General features: G+C 42.6%; 27 protein-coding genes. 13 read left to right on the top strand and 14 right to left on the bottom strand.

The window, feature by feature from the left end; all coding sequences use genetic code 11:
• Positions 1–19 precede the first annotated feature (19 nt).
• The 3 genes from F6K57_RS17060 to F6K57_RS17050 all read right to left on the bottom strand — a co-directional run bounded on the left by F6K57_RS17060 (position 20) and on the right by F6K57_RS17050 (position 1972).
• Positions 20–1456, bottom strand: coding sequence for an NCS2 family permease (locus F6K57_RS17060; protein ID WP_293069451.1), 1437 nt, complete (start codon positions 1454–1456; stop codon positions 20–22).
• A 16-nt stretch (positions 1457–1472) separates the two neighbouring features.
• On the bottom strand, positions 1473–1613 hold the full coding sequence (locus tag F6K57_RS17055; protein WP_293044154.1) for a hypothetical protein: 141 nt from the start codon (positions 1611–1613) through the stop codon (positions 1473–1475).
• An 89-nt stretch (positions 1614–1702) separates the two neighbouring features.
• Positions 1703–1972: a hemolysin XhlA family protein gene (locus F6K57_RS17050; protein WP_293069449.1), complete on the bottom strand. Its 270-nt coding sequence runs from the start codon at positions 1970–1972 to the stop codon at positions 1703–1705.
• Between the two features lie 455 nt (positions 1973–2427).
• Between F6K57_RS17050 and F6K57_RS17045 the strand changes: the two genes are divergently transcribed.
• Together F6K57_RS17045 and F6K57_RS17040 are read left to right on the top strand one after the other, a co-directional pair.
• Positions 2428–4206: a class I SAM-dependent methyltransferase gene (locus F6K57_RS17045; protein ID WP_081431408.1), complete on the top strand. Its 1779-nt coding sequence runs from the start codon at positions 2428–2430 to the stop codon at positions 4204–4206.
• Between the two features lie 137 nt (positions 4207–4343).
• Positions 4344–5129, top strand: coding sequence for a class II aldolase/adducin family protein (locus tag F6K57_RS17040; protein ID WP_075905080.1), 786 nt, complete (start codon positions 4344–4346; stop codon positions 5127–5129).
• A gap of 11 nt (positions 5130–5140) precedes the next feature.
• On the opposite strand, the gene F6K57_RS17035 is transcribed toward F6K57_RS17040, so the two are convergent.
• Complete coding sequence (locus tag F6K57_RS17035) at positions 5141–6073, bottom strand: glyoxylate/hydroxypyruvate reductase A (RefSeq protein ID WP_293069445.1); 933 nt, start codon at positions 6071–6073, stop codon at positions 5141–5143.
• Between the two features lie 16 nt (positions 6074–6089).
• On the opposite strand from F6K57_RS17035, the gene F6K57_RS17030 reads away from it, so the two are divergent.
• From F6K57_RS17030 to F6K57_RS17010, 5 genes are all read left to right on the top strand, one after another.
• The gene (locus F6K57_RS17030) at positions 6090–6548 is read left to right on the top strand and encodes a hypothetical protein (protein ID WP_293069443.1); all 459 of its coding nucleotides are present in this window, start codon (positions 6090–6092) and stop codon (positions 6546–6548) included.
• Between the two features lie 13 nt (positions 6549–6561).
• Positions 6562–7344 (top strand): class II aldolase/adducin family protein, encoded by a 783-nt coding sequence (locus F6K57_RS17025; RefSeq protein WP_229415513.1) that lies wholly within the window; start codon positions 6562–6564, stop codon positions 7342–7344.
• 148 nt (positions 7345–7492) lie between these two features.
• Complete coding sequence (locus F6K57_RS17020; protein WP_075905086.1) at positions 7493–8299, top strand: hypothetical protein; 807 nt, start codon at positions 7493–7495, stop codon at positions 8297–8299.
• A 102-nt stretch (positions 8300–8401) separates the two neighbouring features.
• On the top strand, positions 8402–9610 hold the full coding sequence (locus tag F6K57_RS17015) for an LL-diaminopimelate aminotransferase (protein ID WP_293069440.1): 1209 nt from the start codon (positions 8402–8404) through the stop codon (positions 9608–9610).
• Between the two features lie 223 nt (positions 9611–9833).
• Positions 9834–10238 (top strand): GNAT family N-acetyltransferase, encoded by a 405-nt coding sequence (locus F6K57_RS17010; RefSeq protein ID WP_293069438.1) that lies wholly within the window; start codon positions 9834–9836, stop codon positions 10236–10238.
• Positions 10239–10607: 369 nt separating this feature from the next.
• Here F6K57_RS17010 and F6K57_RS17005 read toward each other — a convergent pair whose 3' ends face one another.
• The 6 genes from F6K57_RS17005 to iscB all read right to left on the bottom strand — a co-directional run bounded on the left by F6K57_RS17005 (position 10608) and on the right by iscB (position 16794).
• Positions 10608–11363 (bottom strand): thioesterase II family protein, encoded by a 756-nt coding sequence (locus tag F6K57_RS17005; protein WP_293069436.1) that lies wholly within the window; start codon positions 11361–11363, stop codon positions 10608–10610.
• Positions 11360–11500 (bottom strand): hypothetical protein, encoded by a 141-nt coding sequence (locus tag F6K57_RS17000; protein ID WP_293069434.1) that lies wholly within the window; start codon positions 11498–11500, stop codon positions 11360–11362. Before F6K57_RS17000 ends, F6K57_RS17005 begins: the two co-directional genes overlap by 4 nt.
• 463 nt (positions 11501–11963) lie before the next feature.
• Positions 11964–12524, bottom strand: a complete 561-nt coding sequence (locus tag F6K57_RS16995) for a hypothetical protein (protein WP_293069432.1) — start codon at positions 12522–12524, stop codon at positions 11964–11966.
• A 1017-nt stretch (positions 12525–13541) separates the two neighbouring features.
• A complete protein-coding gene (locus F6K57_RS16990) occupies positions 13542–14975 on the bottom strand; it encodes an alkaline phosphatase PhoX (protein WP_293069430.1) in 1434 nt (477 codons plus the stop codon).
• A complete protein-coding gene (locus tag F6K57_RS16985; protein WP_293069428.1) occupies positions 14914–15453 on the bottom strand; it encodes a pentapeptide repeat-containing protein in 540 nt (179 codons plus the stop codon). The genes F6K57_RS16990 and F6K57_RS16985 overlap by 62 nt, the downstream gene beginning before the upstream one ends.
• 39 nt (positions 15454–15492) lie before the next feature.
• On the bottom strand, positions 15493–16794 hold the full coding sequence (gene iscB, locus F6K57_RS16980; protein ID WP_293069426.1) for an RNA-guided endonuclease IscB: 1302 nt from the start codon (positions 16792–16794) through the stop codon (positions 15493–15495).
• A 659-nt stretch (positions 16795–17453) separates the two neighbouring features.
• Here iscB and F6K57_RS16975 point away from each other — a divergent pair.
• The 3 genes from F6K57_RS16975 to F6K57_RS16965 all read left to right on the top strand — a co-directional run bounded on the left by F6K57_RS16975 (position 17454) and on the right by F6K57_RS16965 (position 20158).
• Positions 17454–17606 (top strand): hypothetical protein, encoded by a 153-nt coding sequence (locus F6K57_RS16975; RefSeq protein WP_158069392.1) that lies wholly within the window; start codon positions 17454–17456, stop codon positions 17604–17606.
• Between the two features lies 1 nt (position 17607).
• A complete protein-coding gene (locus F6K57_RS16970) occupies positions 17608–19173 on the top strand; it encodes a SagB/ThcOx family dehydrogenase (protein WP_293069424.1) in 1566 nt (521 codons plus the stop codon).
• A 262-nt stretch (positions 19174–19435) separates the two neighbouring features.
• Positions 19436–20158, top strand: a complete 723-nt coding sequence (locus tag F6K57_RS16965) for a pentapeptide repeat-containing protein (protein WP_293022872.1) — start codon at positions 19436–19438, stop codon at positions 20156–20158.
• Here F6K57_RS16965 and F6K57_RS16960 read toward each other — a convergent pair whose 3' ends face one another.
• On the bottom strand, positions 20159–20287 hold the full coding sequence (locus F6K57_RS16960) for a hypothetical protein (RefSeq protein ID WP_293069422.1): 129 nt from the start codon (positions 20285–20287) through the stop codon (positions 20159–20161).
• Positions 20288–20329: 42 nt separating this feature from the next.
• Positions 20330–20689, bottom strand: coding sequence for a hypothetical protein (locus F6K57_RS16955; RefSeq protein ID WP_293069420.1), 360 nt, complete (start codon positions 20687–20689; stop codon positions 20330–20332).
• Here F6K57_RS16955 and F6K57_RS16950 point away from each other — a divergent pair.
• Positions 20668–22551 carry an alpha/beta hydrolase gene (locus tag F6K57_RS16950; RefSeq protein WP_293069418.1) on the top strand — a complete coding sequence of 628 codons (1884 nt, stop codon included), beginning with the start codon at positions 20668–20670 and terminating at the stop codon, positions 22549–22551. The two genes, F6K57_RS16955 and F6K57_RS16950, sit on opposite strands and share 22 nt — an antisense overlap.
• An 11-nt stretch (positions 22552–22562) precedes the next feature.
• Here F6K57_RS16950 and F6K57_RS16945 read toward each other — a convergent pair whose 3' ends face one another.
• On the bottom strand, positions 22563–22721 hold the full coding sequence (locus F6K57_RS16945; RefSeq protein WP_293022878.1) for a hypothetical protein: 159 nt from the start codon (positions 22719–22721) through the stop codon (positions 22563–22565).
• On the opposite strand from F6K57_RS16945, the gene F6K57_RS16940 reads away from it, so the two are divergent.
• The gene (locus tag F6K57_RS16940; RefSeq protein ID WP_293022881.1) at positions 22702–22842 is read left to right on the top strand and encodes a hypothetical protein; all 141 of its coding nucleotides are present in this window, start codon (positions 22702–22704) and stop codon (positions 22840–22842) included. The genes F6K57_RS16945 and F6K57_RS16940 overlap by 20 nt on opposite strands.
• Before the next feature lie 165 nt (positions 22843–23007).
• Entirely contained in the window at positions 23008–23256 is a 249-nt protein-coding gene (locus F6K57_RS16935; RefSeq protein WP_293069415.1) for a hypothetical protein, read from the top strand.
• A 127-nt stretch (positions 23257–23383) separates the two neighbouring features.
• On the opposite strand, the gene F6K57_RS16930 is transcribed toward F6K57_RS16935, so the two are convergent.
• Complete coding sequence (locus F6K57_RS16930; protein ID WP_293022887.1) at positions 23384–23791, bottom strand: hypothetical protein; 408 nt, start codon at positions 23789–23791, stop codon at positions 23384–23386.
• Positions 23792–24151 lie beyond the last annotated feature (360 nt).

Here is a 24151-nt window from a genome sequence, read left to right as displayed (position 1 = left end):
GGTATATAAAAAGAGATTGTCAAGCTCCTACTAAGGCAAACTTTAAGATAAATACTGTTGCTAAAATCCACATGGTAATAGTCGTTTCGTGAACTTTACCCTGAAAAGCCTTCAACAGAGGAAAGGTAATTAAACCGACAGCTAAGCCATCAGCAATCGAATAACTTAAAGGCATGATCAAGATGGTGAGAAATGAGGGAATTGACTCGGCTGGATCGTCCCAATGGATTTTTCTAACACTTGGGATCATCAACACTCCAACCATGACTAAGGCTGGTGCTGTGGCGAAGCTGGGAATGGCAGATAGAAAGGGAATGAAAACTATGGATAAGGCAAATAAAATGGCAGTAACAACGGCAGTCAAGCCAGTGCGTCCCCCTTCCAATAGTCCTGATGCGGACTCAATATAGGTGGTTACGGTAGAGGTGCCGAAGATTGCCCCAGCAGTAGTACCGATTGCATCTGCCATAAAGGCTCGGGACCCATGGGTAAATTGCCCCTTTTGATTGAGATAACCGGCTTTGACTCCCAGTCCAGTTAGGGTACCAACGGTATCAAACAGATCCACAAACAGTAGCACAAATAGGATACTCAGTAGTTCCCAGATATTGGTCTGAACTACCTGTGACAGACCTACAAATGCCTGACCCAGTAAATCTCCTGGCCACTGGGGTAAGGCAACAATTCCTTGTGGCCAAGGGGCTATACCCAAAATCCATGCCAGTAATGCGGTGGCAATAATACCCCACAGCAGTGCTCCGGTAATGCGTCGAGCGATCAAGGCTGAGGTAATTAGAATCCCGACAATGGTGACTAATGTGGCTGGCTGAGTCAACTCTCCCAAGGTAGTGGTAGTTGCCTGAGACTGAGCAATGATACCTGAACTATTGAGACCAATATAAGCAATAAATAAACCAATGCCTGTGGTGGTGGCTTGTTTAATACATTCGGGAATTCCAGTCACAATTTTACGGCGAACCCCAGTCACCGTCAGCACTATAAAAATTAGTCCTTCAATCAAAACAGCAGCCAGAGCAACCCGCCAATCGATGCCTAAACCCAACACTACTGAAAAGGTAAAGTAGGCATTGAGACCCATGCCTGGTGCTAGGGCAAATGGATATTTGGCATAGAGTCCCATCACTAGGGTTGCCAAAGCAGCTGAAATACCCGTGGCAATCACTAGTTCCCCAAACAAATCCTTGGGTTGTTGGAGGAAAATGGCATTAGACAAAATATCGGGATTGACCACCAGAATGTATGCCATGGTGACAAAGGTGGTTACTCCCGCCAGAATCTCGGTACTAAGTTTGGCTTGGTGTTGATCAAATTGGAAGAATTTAGCGATCGCGTTCGCGCAGCGTCGGCTCTGCCGAAAGCGTGACCAAAGGTCAATCCCATTGGTATCTTCCACGACTTTACGGGGTTCAGTGAACGGGTCAGATTCTGGCGTCATGGCAAGGCAAGGGTAATCAATCTGCTGCTAGCATAGTGGTTTTTTGGCAAATGCGATCGCGTAATCTAAATCTGTAACCTCGGCGTTGCGTCAGTCTTTGAATGAATAGGAGTAGAGTGGGCATCCTGCCCGCCCCAAAAGTACGCCGGACAGGCAAGATGCCTATTCCACCTCACTCTTAAAATCATTCCATTATTAAGCAACGCTGTAACCTCTGCTGGCTCCAATCTATCCTTTGAGAATAGATTAGGGTTTACCTGAAATAACAACACGACCAACAGCTACCAGAAAAGCGCCAACTGCTGTGAACAAAATGCCGATCAATGTCCAAATTTGTGCCTTGGTTGAACCTTTTAATTCTTTGATATCCGTTGCGGTCGCGTCTACTTGTGTCTCTACTTTTATTAGTCTTTCGTTTATCTTATTGACATCTTTTTGAAGGCTGTCTAGCTTCCCGTTTATGTCTTTTAAGACTTCCTCTAAGGAGTAAGTAATTGTTATGGGTGTCTCGCTCATGGGTTAAATTTCTATTATAGATATATTTTGCTGATGTCCCCTAGTAGGCAACTAGGGGACTGTCTTTATTATCCACTTTATGCTGACACTGAGTGAAGCCTCTGCAGCTGCTTTGACTGCATTCCGGGAGGAGCCTCGTAACTATTAATAGCGCTCAGCTTCCCTTCCCCTCACTGCTGACTCCCTTCTTGGTTGCAAAATTTAACTAAATTTAACAAAGTTTAAATTTACCATCAAATTAAGCATTATATCAATAAAATACAGTTAATTTTTGTAATAAAGTAAATCATTGATAAATGATTTACTGACAGCTGACGGCTGAAAGTTGACGTCATTTCAGACACCCTTGACTTTTGTTGCCAAATCTTGAAATAATAAAATCTGATTGTAGAATAGCTTAGAGTTGTTCTGTGATTTTGACTGATTTGGTCTTAATCCTCACATAATTTTTTTCAATGAAAATCCAGTATAAATCTCTCGAAAACCCTACATCCTCGGCAAGTGAGCGTCACTCGCCACACCATCAAAAATTTGTCGCTCCGCCACTGGATGATAAGTTTTACGCCGAGAGTTATGAGTTACGCAAGGCAGCTTCGACGATGACAGTTGCTGCCATTGAGTGGTTCCGCAATAATGTAACAGTATTACTGGAGGGAAGTTATTCACCCTCACACCAAGACGATACCTTATCGGTACTCAGTATTGGCAGTGGCGAAGGTGATATTGATCTTGAAATCATACAGAGCCTGATTCCCAGGCTTAATCCACGGTGGAAGCAGTTAAACTATGTAGCACTTGAACCGAATCCGATCCATCGCGGACGCTTTCTAGAACGGCTCGACCAGGCATCTTTAGGCGAAAATGTAGAGGTGTCGGTGCGTGATGACTATTTTGAACCCGGTAAGTTTGAAAGCCAACAGAAGTACGATTTGGTTCTGTTGACCCACGTTTTATACTACTTTGACGAGCCTTACCAAGCAATTCAGAGCGCCCTAACTCAAACCAAGGAAGGCGGACAGGTGGTAATTGTCCACCAAACAGCTACAGGTATCCCTCAAATCCAGCGCGAGCATATGCTGGAAGCAAAAGGTAACCAAAATGAGATGTTCACAGCACAGGACATTAGAAATTTACTGGATACTCAATCTCATCAGCATCAGTATCACCATGTCCATGCTCGCCTGGATGTGACGGAATGCCTCCAAGGCTTGGAAAATGGCGTCAAAATTATGTCATTTTGTATGGAATGCGATTTGCGCCAGCTTCAGGAAGCCAAATTTTTCAAGATTCTCCAGGGATTTTGGAGGTTGGCTGAGATTGAGGACAGTGGAAAAGCATTTATAAATGAACCGATTGGGGTTTTTGTATTGCCAGCTCCCAGTGTTACTGTTCAACAAAGAAGTCCAGAAGACCAAGATCCAGTAATTGATTATTGGCAGTTGGCGCAGCGTTTCGACTGGTCGGGTACTTTCTTATCACAATATCAACGAGGAAAATCTTCGTCTGATCTCAGATTACTGGATGTTGCCTGTGGCACAGGGCGCTGGTTGGAAGCTTTTAGTCACTATATCCAACTTGATCAAGGAATTGATAATGTTGTCTACGATTGCTTAGACCCTTGTGGGAGTTCACTGTCTCAAGCGAGTAAAAAAATTCCTCTTCTTTTCCAGCGAGGTAACCAATATGTTAATACAATTCAAGGAGCAAAGCTGGAAAGTAATGCTTACGACCTGTTGTGGTCGATGCACGGCTTTTATATGATTCCACGCCAAGACTTGAAACCTGTGTTGAAAAAGTGTGCTAGTTTGCTGAATGATACGGGAGTTGGATTTATTGGTTTGGCTACTCGTAAATCTTTCTACGTGGATTTCTACGAGCAATACCTGCAAATTTTTAAAGATGGAAAAGGCGAAGGATTTACCTCTGCGGAAGATGTGATCGAGAGTTTGGGTGAATGTGGGATTCAGCATCAAGTCCATAGGATATTCTATGAAGAGCCCATAAAAGCTGATGACTACGCAGCCTTAGAGCATTACATCAAGAATGAGGCAACAGTTAACTGCTTTAACAAGGATAAGGAAGCAGAGCAGTTATCTGAATCAAAAAATATTACCTTGGAAGATTTGCTCTCTCATCCGGAGATGGAACGATATCTAAACTCATTGCTCAGAAACTCCGTCTATTACTTTCCTGAGGAGATCTGGCTGATCTCGTTTAATGGTAGCCAGTGTTAATCGGTTTCTATTTTTTACCAAAGTAAGGAATGCCTGAATTTTCATTCCTTCAAACATCTGCTGTACCCAGCCCAGTAGTACAGCAGTCCTGTTTCCTTTGAATACCGATGTGATCACAAAGCAAAAGACATGGAAGTATGAGTGTACAGATAACAAGCTCTAACATCAGGAATCCGATAGCCAAGTCCTACTCCCAGGATGAACAAAACTTGCGCGAAGACCTTGCTGCTGCTTACCGCTTGGTTCACTACTACGGGATGACGGAGACGATCCATAGCCATATTTCAGTACGCATTCAGTCCGAACCAGCTATATTCCTAATCAATCCCTATGGTATGCTGTTCGATGAAATCCGTGCATCAGATCTAGTGCGAGTTGATGTCAATGGTAACAAAATCGATGCTACAGACGCTGAAGTAAATCAGGCAGGATTCACCATCCATAGCGCCATTCATTTAGGTTGTCCTGATGCTCATGCGATCGCCCACACCCATACTGTAAGTGGCATGGCGGTTGCTGCGATGGAAGAGGGTCTGTTGCCACTTAACCAAGCTTCCATGGAGTTCTATAATCGTGTTGCCTACCATGACTATGAGGGGATCTCACTCGACCTTGATGAGCGCGATCGCCTGGTTGCATCCCTAGGACAGAAGAACTGTTTAATCCTGCGGAACCACGGGCTTTTAACTGTGGGTCGAACCGTTGCAGAAGCACTTTACTATATGTACAACCTGAATAAGGCATGCGAGATCCAAGTCAATGTGCTAGGTACTAGCACCAAGCCGATCCTGCCATCACCTGAGATTTGTGAACATACAGCCCGCCAGTTTGAGGAGCCAACCTTCTACAACCAGGAGGTCGCCAGGATATGGGAAGCCAATCGCCGTTTGCTTGACCGGCTCGATCCCTCATATCGTCAGTAATAATGGGAACCTTAGTAACCTTGTTCACAATTCACCACATTCTTCAAAGGAAGACCATCACGAAGGCAACAAATAGCCTCTACAATCGGTTTTGTCCAGTACTCAGAATCAGTTTGAGTTGCTACATGGGGTGTTATTGTAATTTGAGGGTGTGACCAAAATGGATGATTTTCATGCAAAGGTTCCCTAGAGAAAACATCCAGACAAGCACCTGAAAGTTGACCTGAATCTAATGCTTCTAATAAATCTTTTTCTACTAAATGTTGCCCTCGTGCAACATTAATCAAATAACTTCCTTTAGGCATGGCGGAAAATGTTTCACGATTAAGAATCCCTTCTGTTTTTGGAGTTAAGGGAAGTAAACACACCAGCACTCGACATTTACTCAAGCAAAGTTTTAACTGGTCTGGTCCATGAAAACACTCTATACCATCGATGTTCTTTGGTGTCCGACTCCAACCCCGAATCGGGAAACCAAGAGTCTTGAGTTTACCAGCAGCATCTGTTCCAAGCACACCAAGACCTAAAATTCCTATAGTACAGGAGCTGGTTTCTGGTAGAGGTAAAGGGTCCCAATGTCCCGCTTTTTGAAATGTTTGATATGTAAATGCTTGTCTGTGAAAACGAAGAACAGCTAACAAGATGTATTCACTCATTCTTGATGTCACATAAGGTTCAACAATACGAACAATTGGCACATTGTGGGGAAGATGGGGGTCTCGTAAAATCTCTTCGACTCCAGCCCCGAAGGAAATAATTCCCTTAAGCTTGGGAAATTTTTCCATTATTCCTAGAGGAGGCTTCCATGTTAATATGGCTTCTATTTTCTCTGGGTTCTCAACTTCTGGCCAGATCTGGACATCGAGCTCTGGTATACTTGCCTTGAGTTCTGTAACCAATAGTGCCAGATTTTCAGCTTCATAAATTATAAGTATTGAAAACATAACTAAAACCCTAAATATGACTACAACAAATCCGAATCTGAGTAAATTGTTTGTTTCTGATACCTTCGCCGATATGATTAAAAACAAGCTAATGAAGAAGATGGAAGCTCATCAAGCATCCAATCCCCAAAAAGAACTATACATTATGGCCTGGGGCGAAGGATTTACCTCGGCGGAAGATGTGATCGAGAGTCTGGGTGAATGTGGGATTCAGCATCAAGTCCATAGAATATTCTATGAAGAGCCCATCAAGGCTGATGACTATGCAGCCTTAGAGCATTACATCAAGAATGAGGCAACAGTTAACTGCTTTAACAAGGATAAGGAAGCAGAGCAGTTATCTGAATCAAAAAATATTACCTTGGAGGATTTGCTCTCTCATCCGGAGATGGAACGATACCTAAACTCATTGCTCAGAAACTCTGTCTATTACTTTCCTGAGGAGATTTTGCTGATTTCATTTAATGCTAATTAATTTAGGTGGAACTATGAATACAAAAATGAGCACCCTTAAAACCAGGGAAACTTTAACTAAGTCCTACTGTCAGGATGAACAAAACTTGCGCGAAGACCTTGCTGCTGCTTACCGCTTGATTGACTACTACGGGATGTCAGACATGATCTACGGTCATATTTCCCTGCGCATTAATGAGGAACCACCAATATTTCTCCTAAAACCGCATTATCTATTTTTCGATGAAGTATGTGCATCAAATTTGGTCGCAGTTGATGGCAATGGTAATAAAATCAACCCTACAGACGCGGACATAAGTCCAGCAGGATTCACTATACACAGCGCCATTCATTTAGAACGTCCTGATGCCAATGTAATCCTACACACCCATAGTGTTAATGGGATGTCAGTTGCTGCTATGAAAGAGGGGCTGTTACCCCTTGACCAGATATCGATGGCGTTCTACAATCGCATTGCCTACCATGACTACGAGGGGATATCATTTGACCTTGATGAACGCGATCGCATCTTTGCATCGATCGGACAAAAGAAATTCTTGATCATGAGAAACCACGGGCTTTTAACTGTGGGTCGAACCGTTGCCGAAGCGTTCTACTATATGTATTATCTCAACAAAGCCTGCGAGGTTCAAGTCAATGTGCTTCGTTCTGGTGCTAAGCCTAACATTCCACCACCGGAAGTTTGCGAACATACAGCACGCCAGTATGAAGAACCCAGCTATTACGATGAGATCTTAGGCAACTGGAAAGCCAATCGCCGTTTACTTGATCGGCTCGATCCGTCAGATCGTGAGTAGTCGTCTTTCCTCTGTTCACAAATTATTTGAAAATAAGCTGTTCAGCATTTAGATTCGGATCCGCAAATTCTCGAAAGGAAACAGGGAAATGGGAAACAGAAGATTCACAATTTAAATGTCGAATAGCTTACTGTATTAGCGTTTCATTATGAATATCAATTTACCTAAAAATCATTTCAAAGAACAATCTAAGATAATAGCGTTATGGGGCGCACCTAGATGTGTAACCACTGCTTTTGAGAAGACTTTTAGTCAACGTCCAGATACAGAAATTTTTCACGAGCCTTTTAGCGATACTTATTACTTTAGTAAATGGCGACGTTCCAATCGATTTGGTGATTATCGAGATAAGCTAAATCATGACTGTGCCACAGTAATTAAAGAAATACAATTAAAAGCGCAGGTAATGCCCATAGTCTTCGTTAAAGATTTTCCGTTTCAAGTTTTGCCCTATCTTGATGAGAATATTCAAGAATTTCTTGGCTCTGTTATCAACACATTTATAATTCGCCATCCTCATGAAGTCTTAGCTTCATTGTACAAAACCAAGCAAAAACTTATAGAACAGGGGTTTGACCCAAAATTTACGGAAGAAGAATTTGGTTTCAATTCATTATATAAGATGTTTCAGATAGTAACTAAAGAATTGAGACAACAACCAATTGTTGTTGAAGCCAATCGCTTTCGCCAGAATCCAAAGAAGATTTTGATTAATTATTGTCAACAAATTGAAATCACCTTCACGCCTAAGATGCTAACTTGGGAAAATGGCAGATTAAAACAATGGAATCCTCATGAAGCCAAAATCCATGATTGTTATCACGAAACTTTAAATAATACCACTCAAATCAATCCTCCAAAAGAAATTAATCTACAGATTAGATCCGAACACTTAGACATGGTTGAAAAAGCAGTAAATGTTTATAACAAGCTTTTTGCTTATATAAGCACCTAGACACAATTAATTTGTATGCTTGCCTTAAGTTCTGTAATCAATAGTTCCAGATTTTCAGCTTCATAAATTATAAGTATTGAAAACATAACTAAAAACTTAAATATGACTACAACAAATCAGAATCTGAAGAAATTGTTTGTTTCTGATACCTTCGCCGATATGATCAAAAACAAGCTAATGAAGAAGATGGAAGCTCATCAAGCATCCAATCCCCAAAAAGAACTATACATTATGGCCTGGGGTGACACAACTCAGCCTTTAGCACCAAAAGTGGTTGACGCTTTAGTGGATGCTGCCACTAAGCTAGGAGATCGCTCAACCTATACAGGATATGGGGAATTTGACGGAAATATTAAGCTGAGAGAGGCGATCTGCAACAACTACTACAAGCCTCGTGGAATTGACCTAAAACCAGAGGAGATTTTTGTTAGTGATGGGGCGCAGTCAGGTACTTTTGGTCTTCAGGATCTCTTTGGTCTAGATAATGTTATTGCCCTACAAGACCCGATTTATCCCCCATATTTAGAAGCAAATCTGTTGGCAGGTAGAAGTAATATTATCTACCTAGAGTGCAACGATCATAATAATTTTGTTCCAGATATTCCTACATCGAAGGTGGATATAATTTACCTATGTTTTCCTAATAATCCTACAGGAGGAGTTGCCACTAAAGAACAACTCAAAGCTTTTGTTGACTATGCCAGAAGTCACAAGTCTGTGATTATTTTTGATGCTGTTTATAGTGCTTTTATTACCGACCCTAACATTCCTAAAAGTATTTATGAAATAGAAGGTGCAACTGAATGTGCCATCGAAGTTGGTAGTTTTTCCAAAACGGCTGGATTCTCTGGATTAAGATTAGGTTGGTCTGTGCTTCCGGTTGCCCTAACCCTTGAAAGCACTGTGCCAGGAGAGTTGAATGAAATGTTTAGAATTGGTCAATCTATCCGGTTTTGGGGTGCTTCTAATATAGCACAACAAGGGGGCATTGCGGCTTTGTCCGAGCAGTGCCAACAAGAATGCCAAGAAATTGTTAACTATTACCTGGAAAATGCCAGAATCCTCAAGGAAGGTTTAGAAGCTTTTGGACTGACTTGTTTTGGTGGCACTAATAATCCCTATATATGGGTCAAAGGAGCGGAGGGAATGACGTCTTGGGACGTCTTTAACCAACTGTTGTTTAAAGCAGGGATTGTTGGGGTACCTGGTAGCTTATTTGGTCCGAGTGGTGAAGGTTTCTTACGTCTAAGTACTTTATGTAGCCGAGAAAATATAGAAAAGGCGATAGAAAAGGCTATGGAGAAGCTTTAAATCAAGCTTTAAATCAGTGACCAGCCCCTGAGGCTTAATTCGGAATTCGGAATAAGGAGTGTGGACCGGATCAAAGGTATACCGCTGGGTACTTCGGATCTCGCAACTTTGGACAAGAGAACAACGATCCCTAAACTCATTGATCAGAAACTCCTTCTATTACTTTCCTGAGGATATCTGCTTGATTTCATTTAATCGTTAAGTAAAAAGTATCAATAACATTATGGACAACCGAATATTATTAGAGCAATCCCATAAAGCAACAGAATTAAAGGTTTTCTTGGCTTCTATGGAAGATAGTCATATCCAGCATTTAATCAAGCTGGCTCAGGATCCAAGCTTACCAGACTTATTGGGTTGGAACACATTCTTTGAACTTGATGAGACAGAGAAATTCATAGAAGCCATTTCATCTTACGCTTTTCCTTACTCTCGAAAAAGTCAGCCCTTAGCATTTGGAGTTTACTTAGATCCAGAAGAATTGCCAATTGGATATGTAGTATTAAAAGGATTGAATATGGATTTGTTTACTACTGAAATTGGCGTGGCAATTCTAGATAAAAAACATCGGAATAAAGGATATGGAAAAATAGCCTTAAACAGACTAATAACTTATACATTCTTTTAATTACAAATTAAAAGAATTGGAGCAGTAATTTTGTTGTCAAACAAAAGGTCAATTAATATGTTCAAAAATCTAGGATTTGTCGTTAGAGAGATTATGTATAACTCATGGTCTATGCCTAACGGAGACCTAGCCGATATGGTATTGATGGAATTAACAAACCCAGCAGGGGCGGAATGATATAAACTTTAGTAACTTTGTTTAAAATTAACCAGATTCTTCAAAGGAAGACCAGCAAGAAGGCAACGAATAGCATCTACAATCGGTTTTGTTCAGTACTCAGACAAGGGAACAGGGAATAAAAAAGCTTGTCAAACCCTTTTGCTCCCCGCTCCCTCACCAGACCGGGGTTTCAAGGAAAGACCCAAGGAATCACACTGGCGCGATCGCAAACTTTGTGATCAGCTGCAAAAGCTGATTACACTCCTTATTATTATTAATAAAGAAGTGGCCACCAGGAAACATGTGTACCGTGAAAGTGCTACTGGTTTGGTCACGCCAGGCAGCAAGCTCATCACTGTTGGCGTCGGTATCCTCCAAACCTCCGAAAGCAGATATCGGACAATTAAGTGGGGGTTCGCTAGTGTAGGTATAGGTTTCGTTAATCCCGAAATCCGCTCGCAGGATCGGTAGAAACAGCTCCATTAGCTCCTGGTTTGCTAGCACAGCCTCTGGTGTGCCATTATATTTACGCAATGCTTCGATCAACTCAGACTTGGGCAAGTTATGAAGGGGAGGTTTTCGAGCAGGTACTTGAGGAGCGCGGCGACCGGAAATGAACAGGTGTCGAGGACTCGGGGCTTCCTGGCGGCGGAGTTGACGGGCTAATTCAAAGCTGATGAGTGCTCCCATACTGTGACCAAAAAAGGCAAAGGGGATATCTAGATAGGGCAGTAAAGCTGGTGTTAGGGTTTCAATCAGAGGCAATAGGCTAGTAACCAGGGGTTCCCGCATTCGCTTGCCCCGTCCAGGCAGTTCCACTGGGCAGACTTCGATATGGGGTGCCAATGGGTCTGGCCAAGTGCGAAAGCTTGAAGCAGCACCACCCGCATAAGGAAAGCAAAATAGGCGCAGGCGGGCTTTAGGATTGGGTTGTGGGCGAGTGATCCAAGATTTGGTAGTAGTCATTGGTTATTTTGAAGGGAACAGGGAGTAGGGAGTAGGGAGTAGGGAGTAGTGAACGAAATTATCACAATTCCGACACGGATCCCTATCTTTGGAAAGTAATCAATAGACTTCGCCGTAGAAGTTGGGAAATGGATCACTTTTGTAATACAAGATAATAGGCTTAGTTGTTATTTCACCAAGCCCATAAATAGTTTACAATAAATTTTCTAATAAAATCCGATTTATATTATAAAATTTATTAATTTATTCTTATCATTTTATTGACAATTAATTAAGCTTTAAAAAAGTATTTAAATTATTTATTTTTTACTCATAAAATAGGTAAAAATAAATAATGGCTATATTTTTTATATCCATTATTTGTTTAAAAATAAGATGTGTTTACCCTAAAATTTGAAGCGATCGCTATAACTTACAAAAATTAAATTATATAGTATTTTTAGTTGAGATGTAAACATAGGATTGATAAAAAAAAGGAGCAGGGAGCAGTATTAAAGATCTGCAAAAATTTTTTGATGTTATGATAAATCGACAATATTTTTTATTATACCAGTTTTAAAAAGTCCTGTCATACACTAAGTTGCGCTCCAAGATAGTATCTTAATCAAAAGGTGATGGAGTGATAGGGTGATGACAAGAAAGTGCTAGGTATGAATGTAACTTGGTATGATATTTTGGTTGGCAGTACTCTTCAGGATTATTTTTAATCGAGAATAAGTGCTGTTTTTTCAGAATTTGCAACCACTCTGCTAGGGATTCTACTTCCGCGTGTAGATGTAGAAACTCTGCTTTGTTGCAAGGATTCTCAGTCCAATCCCCTACTAAATCCAAGCCTCCAGTCAGAAAAGCGGCTTTACAAGCATGGCGTAGAATAGTGCCTCTTTTAGTTTTGGGAATAGTGCCACTAACCAGCAGCAGCACCCCATAGACCTGTAGGTGATAGTGTTGAGCTAGCACCTGAGCAATAGCCTCAATTACCTCATTAATATCCAGGTTTTGCTGATAACTCTGCTTCACCTCCTGAGCAACCACCAACCGCTGGTGACCATTGACCTCTATAGTGAAGGCCGCACCGAAATTTCGTCGCAGTGAAGGATGACTAGTTTCTACTGTCCTTTCAATGTCTTGGAAATAATAGTTACGACCTTGGATAGTAATCAAGTAATTTATCCTTATTAAGCTCTACTAACTTCAGTTTTAGTTCAAGAGCGCGGCTACTGACAAAAAATTCAGGGAAAGTTATGAGAGTTTTTATCAAATTTCATTTTGGACATAACTGACTTAAAAATCTCAAAGAACTTATTTTTTTGTTCCCTAGAATTTCAGGCTATCTAACAGTCTTGAGGATCAAAAGCCAAGTTAATCTAGACACCTGACTAGATTAGGCTTTGGGAAGTTTTTTCAGTACCACAGCGTAAGCTACCTGTCTTGAGACCGTCTTTATAGATGATGCAATCCCAAGTATAGGTTGGCGTTTGCGCAATGTTTGAATTACCTGAGCGCGACGTAAGCGATGGGAGCATGTCACTTATGCAGAACATTTGTACATTAGCTATAGCCCCCTCATGGGTAAAAGCCAAGCTCATATGGTACATAGTTCATTTGTTCTGGAACATAGACTTGCTCCCCATCAATTTGTCAGAACAATTTAATAGTAGCCCTGTTATATATCTGTGATCCTCATAAAACTCATAGAAAAACTCATAGAAAAACTCATAGAAAAACTCATAGAAAAACTCATATCTCTCGCACCTCTCAGGGAGCATGCCACTTATGCAGCAACATTAGTACATTATCTGGGGAATGGGGAATGGGGAATGGGGAATGGGGAATAGGGGGAGCATGTCACAAAGCGCCGAATATTTGGGGAGCAGGTCAATTTTGTAAGAACACTTGAACTACAAACCCTTGAACTACAGTGTTTTCGGGGCTTCAGTACCAGTCAGGAGTTTTTAGTACATTTGTTCTAAGAATTTGACCTGCTCCCCAAGACCAGAGCACTTGAGACCAGCCAGACAGTTAACTCAAGTGCTCATAAAAGTAAATTGATCATCGAGTGATGCAGTGATGAGATAATGAGGGGATAGAACTATCATCGGTCAAGTGCTTGATTGACTGATTGTTTATTTTGTATTGTTTATTGTGTCAACTTCTATGAGTTGACCACCCCTGTAGACTCTAAACCCAAGGACCTTGAATTGCAAATGTGATACCAGGCTCTTGAATGTTCACGAACATGAGCCGACCATTTGGTGAGAAGCAAGCACCAGCAAACTCACTGCTGTTGAGGGCATTCCGTGCCAACTGGTAAAGCTCACCTTTAGGATTGACCCCAACCAGGAATTGGTCACCACCACCATCTTCACAGAGGATGAGATCTCCAGAAGGACTAATGGTCACATTATCTGGGTGTTCTAGTAAGCTGCGGTCATGGGACTCAATAAACAGTTCAATGGTGCCACCCTCTTGGGGATTGCTACCAGGAACATAGCGCCAGACTTGACCAGCTCCATTGGCCCATCCAGTCTTTGGATTTAAAGAACCACCACTAGTACAGGTAAAGTAAACCTCATTATTACCGTACCATGCCCCTTCTCCCCTGGTAAATTGGGTTGCTCCCTTAGCAAAACCTTCCACCCGCACAGTATCTTCTTCCGGGTCTACATCCTCAATCCGAACCCATTCTACTGCCATGGGTTTACCGACAGGGAAGTTTTTAACAGTGATTTTCTGAAATGTTCCCTGGATCTTTAATGCCTCCAGTACACCCCCTGCTTTTAAGTTGCTTGGTTGCTTGGGAATAAAGCGATAGAACAGACCATCCATCCTGTCTTCAGTCTGATAAACAATCCCAGTCTTGGGATCTACTGCAACCGCTTCATGGTTAAAACGACCCATTGCCACTAGAGGCTCAGCTTGCACTACTTCACCGGTAATGGGCACTTCAAAGTTATAGCCGTGCTTCATCGAAACACTTCTGGGGTCATCTACCGGATAAGTGGTGGGAGTAACGGTGCTTTCTTCACAACTAATCCATGAACCCCAAGGGGTTGGTCCACCACTACAGTTTCGCTCAGTACCAGCAAGGGAAGTGTACTGTTTGACCAGTTGACCATTGGCTCCCACTACTAGTGTTGTCGTCCCACCCAGACACATGGGGTCATACTTGATATACTCTACTGCTACCAATCCATGTTTATCCAGTTGATGGGGGCTAAGTTCATGATTGCGCACCAGGACAGTATTGCCTCCCGGTGCAGGAAAAGCACCCATGCCATCGGGTCTACCAGGCACCAAATTGCTATCACTCATGGTGTCACCTGTGCGGGATAAAATTTTATAGCTAAATCCGGCTGGCAGGTCTAATAATTGATTAGGGTCTGGCTGAAGTGAACCGAAGCCTTTACCTCGAAATGCTTTACCAAGAGCCTTCTTGGCAAAAACCTCTTTCAACGGGGATGCCAGAATTACACTGGCGGTGCTAGCACTGGCTAAGGCAAAGAAGTGACGTCTTGATAAAGTCATTGGTGGATAACGGATAGGTGTTTGATCACTCAGAGCCATCAGCTCTATGCCCATCAGGATAAATCGTCGAACTATCCAAGTAGGCATCACAAATATCGACGTTCTCGGCTCGAAATAAGTTGCAACCCCTCAACTGAGCCTTAGTAAGGATAGCTCTTTTCAGGTTAGCATTACTCAAATTGGCATGGCTGAGATTGGCATGGCTAAGGTCAGTGTCCCTCAAGTCCGCTGCTTGGAGATTGGCACCAGCGAGATTTGCGCCCTGTAAATTGGCACGACGTAGATTTGCTCTGAACAGATTGGCATTCTGAAGATCCGCCCCAGAGAGATTGGTCTGGTAGAGTTGGGCATCACTTAACTGAACTGCTTGAAGTTGAGCTTGCTGCAACTTGGCTTGACTTAGATTAGAGTAAGGCAGGTAAGTCTTGTTAAGATTGCTGCTAGTCAGGTCAATTGCTTGTATATCTGCTTCAAACAGGTCAGCTTCACTGATATCTACTCCACTAAAGTCTCGTCTACCCCTAGCGTATTGTTCAAGTAACTCGGCTCCACCAATCTTTTTCATCTTTCCGCCTCCCTGGAGACCCCCGCTATACCTGAAAGGTTAGCGGGGGAAGGAAAGGGAGGACAGGGCGTTAATTTGATACGCATATCCGTCCTTTTTGTGAATTGGTGTACAGTACTTGTGGCTAATTCCTTGAATCAGTCCGTGAGAGGTTGAAATATTGAATGACCCAGTTTGACGAGTGGCAACCCGTCCAACGTAAGTTCCGATTTTCTTACCCTTAGTGACCACTGCTTTGACAATGTCTCCGGTCTGAAAACCTTTGTGAATCTTAGTTCTTGAACAGTGCCGTTTAGGGAATCCATATTTATCTGTTCGACAGATTTGACGAGTTCCATGCCCCTTAGCTGCAATCAATAGAGTTTGATCATTTTCCACATAAATGCTTGGAACTTCACCCACACAGGCAGCATCTAACCAATGAGTTTTAGGTAGGTTGAACCGATACCGATTGTATTTAGTTTGACCTCCCGAACCCGTTTCTACTGACAGTCCGGTTAGCTTCAATTCGTTGTAAAGTTTCCAGCGAGTAGCATTAACGGCAGTGGCATCAGCTAAGGGACGTTTAGCTTGACTTCTTACCCATTTCAAAACATCAGGTTTGCACGATATAAACTGTTCAATATCTTGATTACCTTTAGCTTGATTGCAGTCACGACAAGCAATGGCTAGGTTAGATACTCTATCGGAACCTCCCTTTGATTTGGACTTAATATGTTCGATTTCAAGTTGCGTATCAGTTGCTCCACAATAAGCACATTTACGATTCCATTTCTCAAGCAAATATTCTCGGATTTCATAACCGTAAAGTGTGCCCTGTTGATAGTCAGTACCGGAGATTTCTGGGTTCTCCATCTTTTGAGGATCGAAACGCACTAATTCCTGAGATATACCTGCAATGGGACAGAGTCGGATTAGCTTTTTTACCCAAGTCAAGATGTTATGAACTCTCGAAGTCAGACTGGGGGGTAACCATCCATCAGGTCTTTTCCGGTTCAGAAAACGAGGCTTTCTATAACGAGTCTTACGGTTCCGTCGAGAACGTCGTAATTGCCGTCTTGAGGTTAAAGCGTCTCGGATTTGAAAACCACGGTGAGTTAGTTCAGCACCCCAAATCAAAACATTATTGCTGAGAATTGCCAAACCCGTAGTTTTGGCACCAGGGTCAATTTTTAACTGATGCTCGTGAGTTACAGCACCTTCAACTACCTCCGTCAAAATGATTGTAAATGGATATGTTCTAAAAACTTTAGCCCTACCTTGTTTGAGTAGGATTCTGGCTCTAGCAGGTTTACAAGGGTCTAAAGGAGTCCTGTTTTGATCAAGTACAAAAACTCGCATAATGTGAGCATTCTCCTATTACTAGGGTAAAGTTCGCTTCGCCAATGTTTTTTGAGTTTGTCAAGCTAATAGCACTGTCTTAACCCACTTACAACTGTTTAACTATTAACCACAGAGCAGAGGACTAGCGACGCATCCAAAGGTGTGATGGCTCAAAAAACGTAGACTCAAAAGTCTTAAGCTGGTCACGTTGTGGACTTTCTCAAGCCCCCGTTATAGCCGTTAGGTTTAACGGTGGGTTCGTGACTGCGCTATAGATAGGTCAGCTTTTGCCGCCTCGTACCAATTTCTAAAATCATGTCAATGCGTATTTATGCTTAATTCTTTTATAAATGTATAGCTTTGTAGCGCGTTACACACTTATTCTAATTTTTTTTTAATATTTGTGAACATTTGCTACGTAAAAATAAAAATACTTGACAATCTAAGTTTTTTTTGTTATGAAGTTTTTATTTTATCGGTAAAGGTAGGGAACAGGGAACAGGGAACAGGGAACAGTGATAAGATTTTGCAGGGAGTAGCTGCTGAGTGGTGATAGCTGACCGCTCAAGGTATCAAACAGAAAAAAGTGATGTTATCAGCAGGGAGAGCCACTGGGGAAACTGCCTAGTGGTCAAGGTCGGGAGCTATCCAGGAAGTATAAGTCTAGATTAGACCTCTTGCAAAAGTATTTTTCTGATAGTGTTTACGTAAATTCTTGTCCACTGTTCCCTGTTCCCTATTCCCTGTTCCCTATTCCCTGTTCCCGACAACTGCAAGAAGTCTATTGGTGTAAAGATATTAAGCAAAGCTTCCTGTTCTGTTGCAACTAAGATGTCACAACTGCCAGTATCAATCGCTCAGCACTACCACGAGCGCACCAAATATGCTCCAGAAACCATATCAGCCAAAAATAAGGGCTTAGACTGGGAGAAGCAGCCGATACCTTTTAAAGACTACAAAGTTGGGACTAACTTTGACCTAAAACCATACTTCTCACAAGACCGGGAGCAGTTTACCTCTGAACCGAGTAAGACTTGGTGGCGGCTGTCCCAGTTACTACTGTGTAGTTATGGTTTGACGGCTAGGCTGGAGACAATGGGACCACCACTTTATCTGAGGGCAGCTCCCTCTGCTGGTGGCTTATACCCAGCTGAAGTTTATTTGATTTCCCGTGGTACTCCCGTATTACCATCAGGACTGTACAACTATCAGTGTCTTACCCATTCTCTAGTTCATTTTTGGCAGAGTGACGTTTGGAGTACACTGCAAGAGGCTTGCTTCTGGCACCCAGTTTTGGAGAGTACGGAACTCGCTATTGTAACTACAGCGGTATTTTATCGCTCCGCCTGGCGCTATGAAGACCGGGCATACCGCAGAATTTTTCTAGACACTGGTCATCTGCTAGGTAATATTGAGTTAGCTGGGGCTTTGAGTGATTACCGACCTCACCTAATTGGTGGGTTTGCTGATGAAAAAGTTAATGAACTGCTTTATCTAGACCTGGAACAAGAAGGAGCGATCGCAGTAATTCCCCTGGCCGATCAGCTCAAAGTTGAACAAAACTTGCCCATCGCCCCAACTGTGTTAGCATCTCCTACTGAGGTTAATTACCCAGACATTCCAGATGGAGAATTATTGGGGTATTTGCACCGCGCTACGGAAATTAAGCAGGGTGGTGATTGGAAGGCTAAAGGTAATAATTCAAAGAGTACAGAAATTGACCAGCAGTTAGAAGACAAGTACAATTTTCCGTTTTGTGATAAAGTTTCGACGGCTACAAAACCCATAGATTGGGGGGAGTTGACCAAGTCAGGTAATGCTCCGAAAGCATGTTTAGATACTATTCTAAAACGACGCTCTACCCGAGCTTATAGTGCAGCTAATCTGACCTTGGATGAGCTAAAAGCGCTTCTGGATTTTACATACCAACCTCAGCATTACATTGAAAAAGGGTTAGATGGAACACCGGATTATTTTGATTTAAGTTTAATCGAAACATTTATAGCAGTATCTGGAGTAAATGATCTAGAAGAAGGCTGCTATTATTACGCCCCTAAGGCTCAAGAATTGCGGCAAATTCGCTTTAAAAACTTCCGGCAGGAATTGCATTTTCTGTGTTTAGGGCAAGATTTGGGTCGAGATGCCAGAGCAGTGGTGTTCCACACGGCAGACTTACAAAAAGCAGTGGCTCGATTAGGCGATCGCGCTTACCGTTACTTGCACATGGATGCTGGTCATCTAGGACAGCGGCTGAATCTAGCAGCGATTTACTTGGGTTTAGGAGTAAGTGGTATTGGTGGCTTCTTTGATGACCAGGTAAATGAGGTTTTGGGTATTCCTGTTGATGAAGCGGTTGTTTATATTACGACTTTGGGGCGTCCTAGAATACGGCTTTGAGGTTTCGGGAGTCGGGAGTAGGGAGTAGGGAGTAGGGAGATGGGGAGGTGGGGAGATGGGGAGATGGGGAGAATGTCTGGTTTTGAAACAAAAGCCACACCCAAGCTATAACGGCTTGGGTGTGGCTTTTTAGGCGGCTATTTTATACAAAAACGGCGGCTATAAGGGAAAATCTTAACAAAAATGTAAACTTTGTTTTCGTTATGTTACATTAAATTTAAGACTTTCTTAAGCATTCGTACCTAGAGGACTAATCAACTACATGGCGGAACCAACCCATCTGGCTGAGCTTGAGCAGGGTATAAAACTCTGGAATCAATGGAGAGACAATCATCCCAAACTGATCCCTGACCTGATGGAGGTAGACCTGAGTGGGAAAAACCTCAATGGTTTCAATCTCTTTCAAGCGGAGCTAATGGGAGCTAACTTGAGTGGGTCATTGCTGATTTATACTGACCTGACTGAGGCTTGTGTAGTTGGGGCAATTTTTGATAAAGCTATTCTTCGTCACGCTTACTTGAATAGAGCCAAGCTTACCCGTACATCCTTTCAAAGAGCAGACCTGACTATGACATCTTTGGAAGAGGCTAATCTAATTAGGGTTAACTTTTCTCTGGCAGACCTTGAGGGAGCTAATTTGTATAGAACTAACCTGATTGCTGTGAATTTCACCAAAGCCAATCTGAGTAGGGTCAACTTCACTGAGGCGGTGATGACTGGGGCTAATCTTAATGAAGCTCAACTGATTGGTAGTAATTTTGATAAAGCTAATTTAACAGGAGCAGATCTGGTTAAGGCTAATCTGAAAGGGGCTAACCTTAGTCAAGCTAATCTTAGTTATACCAACCTCAGAGAAGCTAACCTTAGTGAAACCAACCTCAGAAAAGCGAATCTTACCGGAGCTGATTTAACTCATGCCAACCTTCGGGGGGCTAATCTGATTGAAGCGGAACTTGATGGGGTGATATTGAATACGAGTATTTAGTTATATAGGAAAGGGAGTAGGGAGTAGGGAGTAGGGAGTAGGGAGTAGGGAGTAGGGAGTAGGGAGTAGGGAGTAGGGAACAGGGAGTAGGGAAGAAATAGGTGTGTCTACTTCATTAATAGTAAGCATTCAGTAGTCAGCATTCAGTAGTCAGCAGTCAGCGGTCAGCAGTCAGCGGTCAGCGGTCAGCCTTTGCCTGAGCGCTGATAGCACCTTAAGTAGCACCTCAAGTAGCCCATAGGCTGATGGCTGATGGCTGATAACTGATAGCTGATAGCTGATAGCTGATAGCTGATAACTGATAACTGCTAACTGATAGCTGATAGCTGATAACTGATAACTGCTAACTGATAGCTGATAACTGATAGCTGATAACTGATAGCTGATAGCTGATAGCTTACCCTTTAGTGCATAAGTGGTGCAGAAAAAATATTTCGATAGGCTTGTCGAGTCTTGATTAAGTCGGCTTTGATCGAAATATCCGCACTCACATTCTGCATAAATCGCTAATGATGAATTTTCAGCTGCCATGGTCTGATCGCCGCCATACCTCTGAATCTTCTGTGAAGAAAAAACACTGTAATGGTTCAATAGGTCAAATTAAAAAAATCAGACAGGGTGCTCTAGGTAGTCTCTTTGTGACTCTGTTTTGGGCAATTACCCCACCAGTTTTTGCCGCTGAGTATCTCACTCTACGTTTAGGGCCATTTGAGCAATCGGTCGCTATCACGGAATTAGAAAAGTTTGCTGAGACAGGGGAGTTATCACCAGCACTGCAACCCTATGGAGATATCCTCACGCCACAGATCCGGAAGATTTTGACCAATAGCCTCAAACTCAACCCTAAGACCACAGAAACCTTTATTAATGACCTTCTCCTCTCCAGCGATGGCGCACGGTTGTTGGAAAGACTAGGGTTAGCACTCCCTGATAGTAGTTTAGAGCAATTAAAAGCTGCGCTGTTGTTAGGAGCAAGGCAAGTCAATGGTTTAAGTGTGCTGAGTTTTTTACGGGCTTATCCAGGAGAAAATATCACTTTGGATGCTTCGTCTGCTGTTGGCATTGCCCTACAGCTCAATGCTTCCTACTGGAAGAGTTTAGCAGTTGGTCCAATTTTAGAGCAAGATTTGGCTGTTGCGGACGCTGCCACCTTTCGCCCTAAATTTGACCCTGCTAGTATTGGTCCTCAATTGGTTAAACAGCGTAAACTAAGACTAAGAGACCAACAACGGCAACGTACTATTATTGTAGATCTATACTGGGCTGATGATACTACTGGACCTTTGGTAGTTCTCTCCCACGGATTTGCTGCAGACCGCAAATTTCTGAGATATTTAGCACGCCATCTAGCGTCTCATGGTCTTACTGTTGCTTCCCTAGAGCATCCTGGCAGCAACTTTACCAGGATTAACAACTTGTCAGCACCAGGTAAACTTGGGGATTTGTTACCTCCGGGGGAGTTTATTGACCGCCCCAAAGATGTCAGCTTTCTCCTGGATGAGTTGGCTGACATCAATCAGAGATATTCTACCATGCTTGGGAAACTGAATACTCAACAAGTTACAATTATTGGTCATTCATTGGGGGGCTACACGGCTTTAGCGTTGGCTGGGGGAAAACTAAATTTAGAGGAACTGCGACAGTTTTGTAAAAATCGCTCTCCTGTGGGCAGATCCCCAGCAGATTGGTTCCAATGTGCAGCGGCTGATTTACCAGAAGACGAGGTTAATCTTACTGATCAGCGAGTGGTGCAAGCGATCGCATTAAATAGCGTAACGGGGCGTTTGTTTGGTACTAAGGGTTTGCGTCATGTTACTGTACCAACCTTAATGTTAACGGGTACCGAGGATGCCATTACACCAGCTCTAGACCATCAGTTACGGTCTTTTAATCAGTTGGGGGGTTCTAAGTATTTGATTAGCGCCATTGGTGGCACTCACCTCAGTGTGACTGACCCGAAAAATCTTAACGATGCGATCGCTAGAAGTACTTTAGTCAAAGAGGTGGTTGGGGACGATGCCCATAGCCTGCGGCAACTGGTCAAAGGTGTAAGTTTAGCGTTTATTAAGCAGCTAACTCCAGAAGCTCAACGCTATGAACCATTTTTAACCCCAGCCTACGCTCAATCTCTTTCGAGTCCCAAAATTTCCTTGCGTCTGAGTACAAAATTACCTGCTACCATGGCAACTTGGTTTCAAGTTATATCCGTGGGAAATCAGCAGGTTGCTATCAACTTTAATGAAGTTAATTCTGGGTCTATTAGCTCAAACAAATTCTATTTTTATCCTAACACTAAATTCATGACACCGAATACTTTTTGCATTGGACAGCTGAATCAATTGTTCAATAAACTTGTTAACAAGTACCGCGAAAAAGCAAGTCGTATCAGTTAAGTTTAATAGTTTTAGGGAGTAGGGAGTAGGGAGTAGGGAGTAGGGAATAGGGAATAGGGAATAGGGAGTGTGGGGAGATGGGGAGATGGGGAGATGGGGAGATGGGGAGATGGGGAGAATAATTCCTGTAGGGTGGGCAGTGCATGATTGGTGATTAATTGGCTTGCCATCGGGAAGGTAAGCACTGCCCACCCTACGATTAATATTACTGCATCACTATTCTCTAGTCCCGATTCCCGATTCCCGATTCCCGATTCCCGATTCCCTTCCCCCCTTATTAAGGGGGGTTAGGGGGGATTCCGATTCCCGATTCCCGATTCCCGATTCCCTTAATTAATTGGTAGTTTAGGATTATAAAGTTTTATAACTTATAGCCAATATGGCCAGACTTTTATATTAGTCATGCTGGAAGTTTATATTAAGACTTAATATAAATTAATTGGATATATAGTTATCATGGAAATCTTTGATCTAGGTTTCGTCGAGAGGTTAGAAAGTGACAGCTTTGTCTCTGACATTAGTGATCAGAAAATGCCTGATGTTGTCGGTGGTAAAAGTCGCACGATTCGTTGGCCTCATAATCACGAACCGCAGCAGGAGCCTATCACAATTGTGAGCATACCCATAGAATTACCGTATTGTCCTCTTTACCTTTTTCCTGATGGCACTATCGGGCATAAATTTTTTGATACTCGTCCTTTTTAAGGATAGCGGTAATAATATTCATTTATCTTATTCATAAGGTACACAGGATTTATTCCCTGTTCCCTATTCCCTGTTCCCTAAAATCTACAACTTGTGTATCTCACCTATTTGATTTTTGCTATAGTCACTACACCCAGCCAACCGCATTTTTGATTTGATATACCGCCAACTCCCGGTCTATATGTTTCTTGGCTTTAAGAATCGGACTGTTAGGACTTTTGTACCAGCGCTGGGAGCGGAAACAAAAACCATTGGGCGTTATTGCCTCCCAACTATAGCGAGTGCGATCAATCAATAACCAAATTTCATAAGAGTGATAGGTCTGTTGGGGAAATTTAAGAATACCAATTTCTAGCAGAATGCTCATGCGCATCCGCGATCGCTCTATACGTTTGAGTAATTCCAGAAAACACAATGCTGCCCGTTTAGCCGCCTCATGAGTGGGGTAACGGTAGCGATCGCGGGGTTCAAATTTGAAGTCTCGACTACTAAGGCGGAAATGAAACTTGCCTGAAGCATCCTCGACATATATCACACTCCAAGGGGTTTTCGGGTACTTTACACAAAAACCTGGAGCTATTAATTTAACCGCAGTTGCCATCCTTATCCCTTTGCTAAACCGTTGCTGAGAGGATCTTAACCAAATTTTTCTCGATCACCAACGGAGGGTTTTGGTCAATGAGCCTGACCGAAGGTCATTACCCATTACCGATTACCCATTATTCTCAATAATGCCACAATTGAGCCACGCCCTTTTATATCATGTCAGGATAAGGGCGACCGATGAAAGACGCTCAAGGAAGTGGAGATTCCGAAATCTCCCAATGTAGCTAGGGTTCAAGCTACGTCCCCACCCGAAGGAGCACTTCGAGATGGATATGGCGGTTTCGACTAC

It is taken from the genome of Moorena sp. SIO4A5, assembly GCF_010672005.1.
Lineage (GTDB): Bacteria > Cyanobacteriota > Cyanobacteriia > Cyanobacteriales > Coleofasciculaceae > Moorena.
The sequence above is the reverse complement of the archived record's forward strand: the minus strand, read 5'-3'. Positions and strand labels throughout refer to the sequence as shown.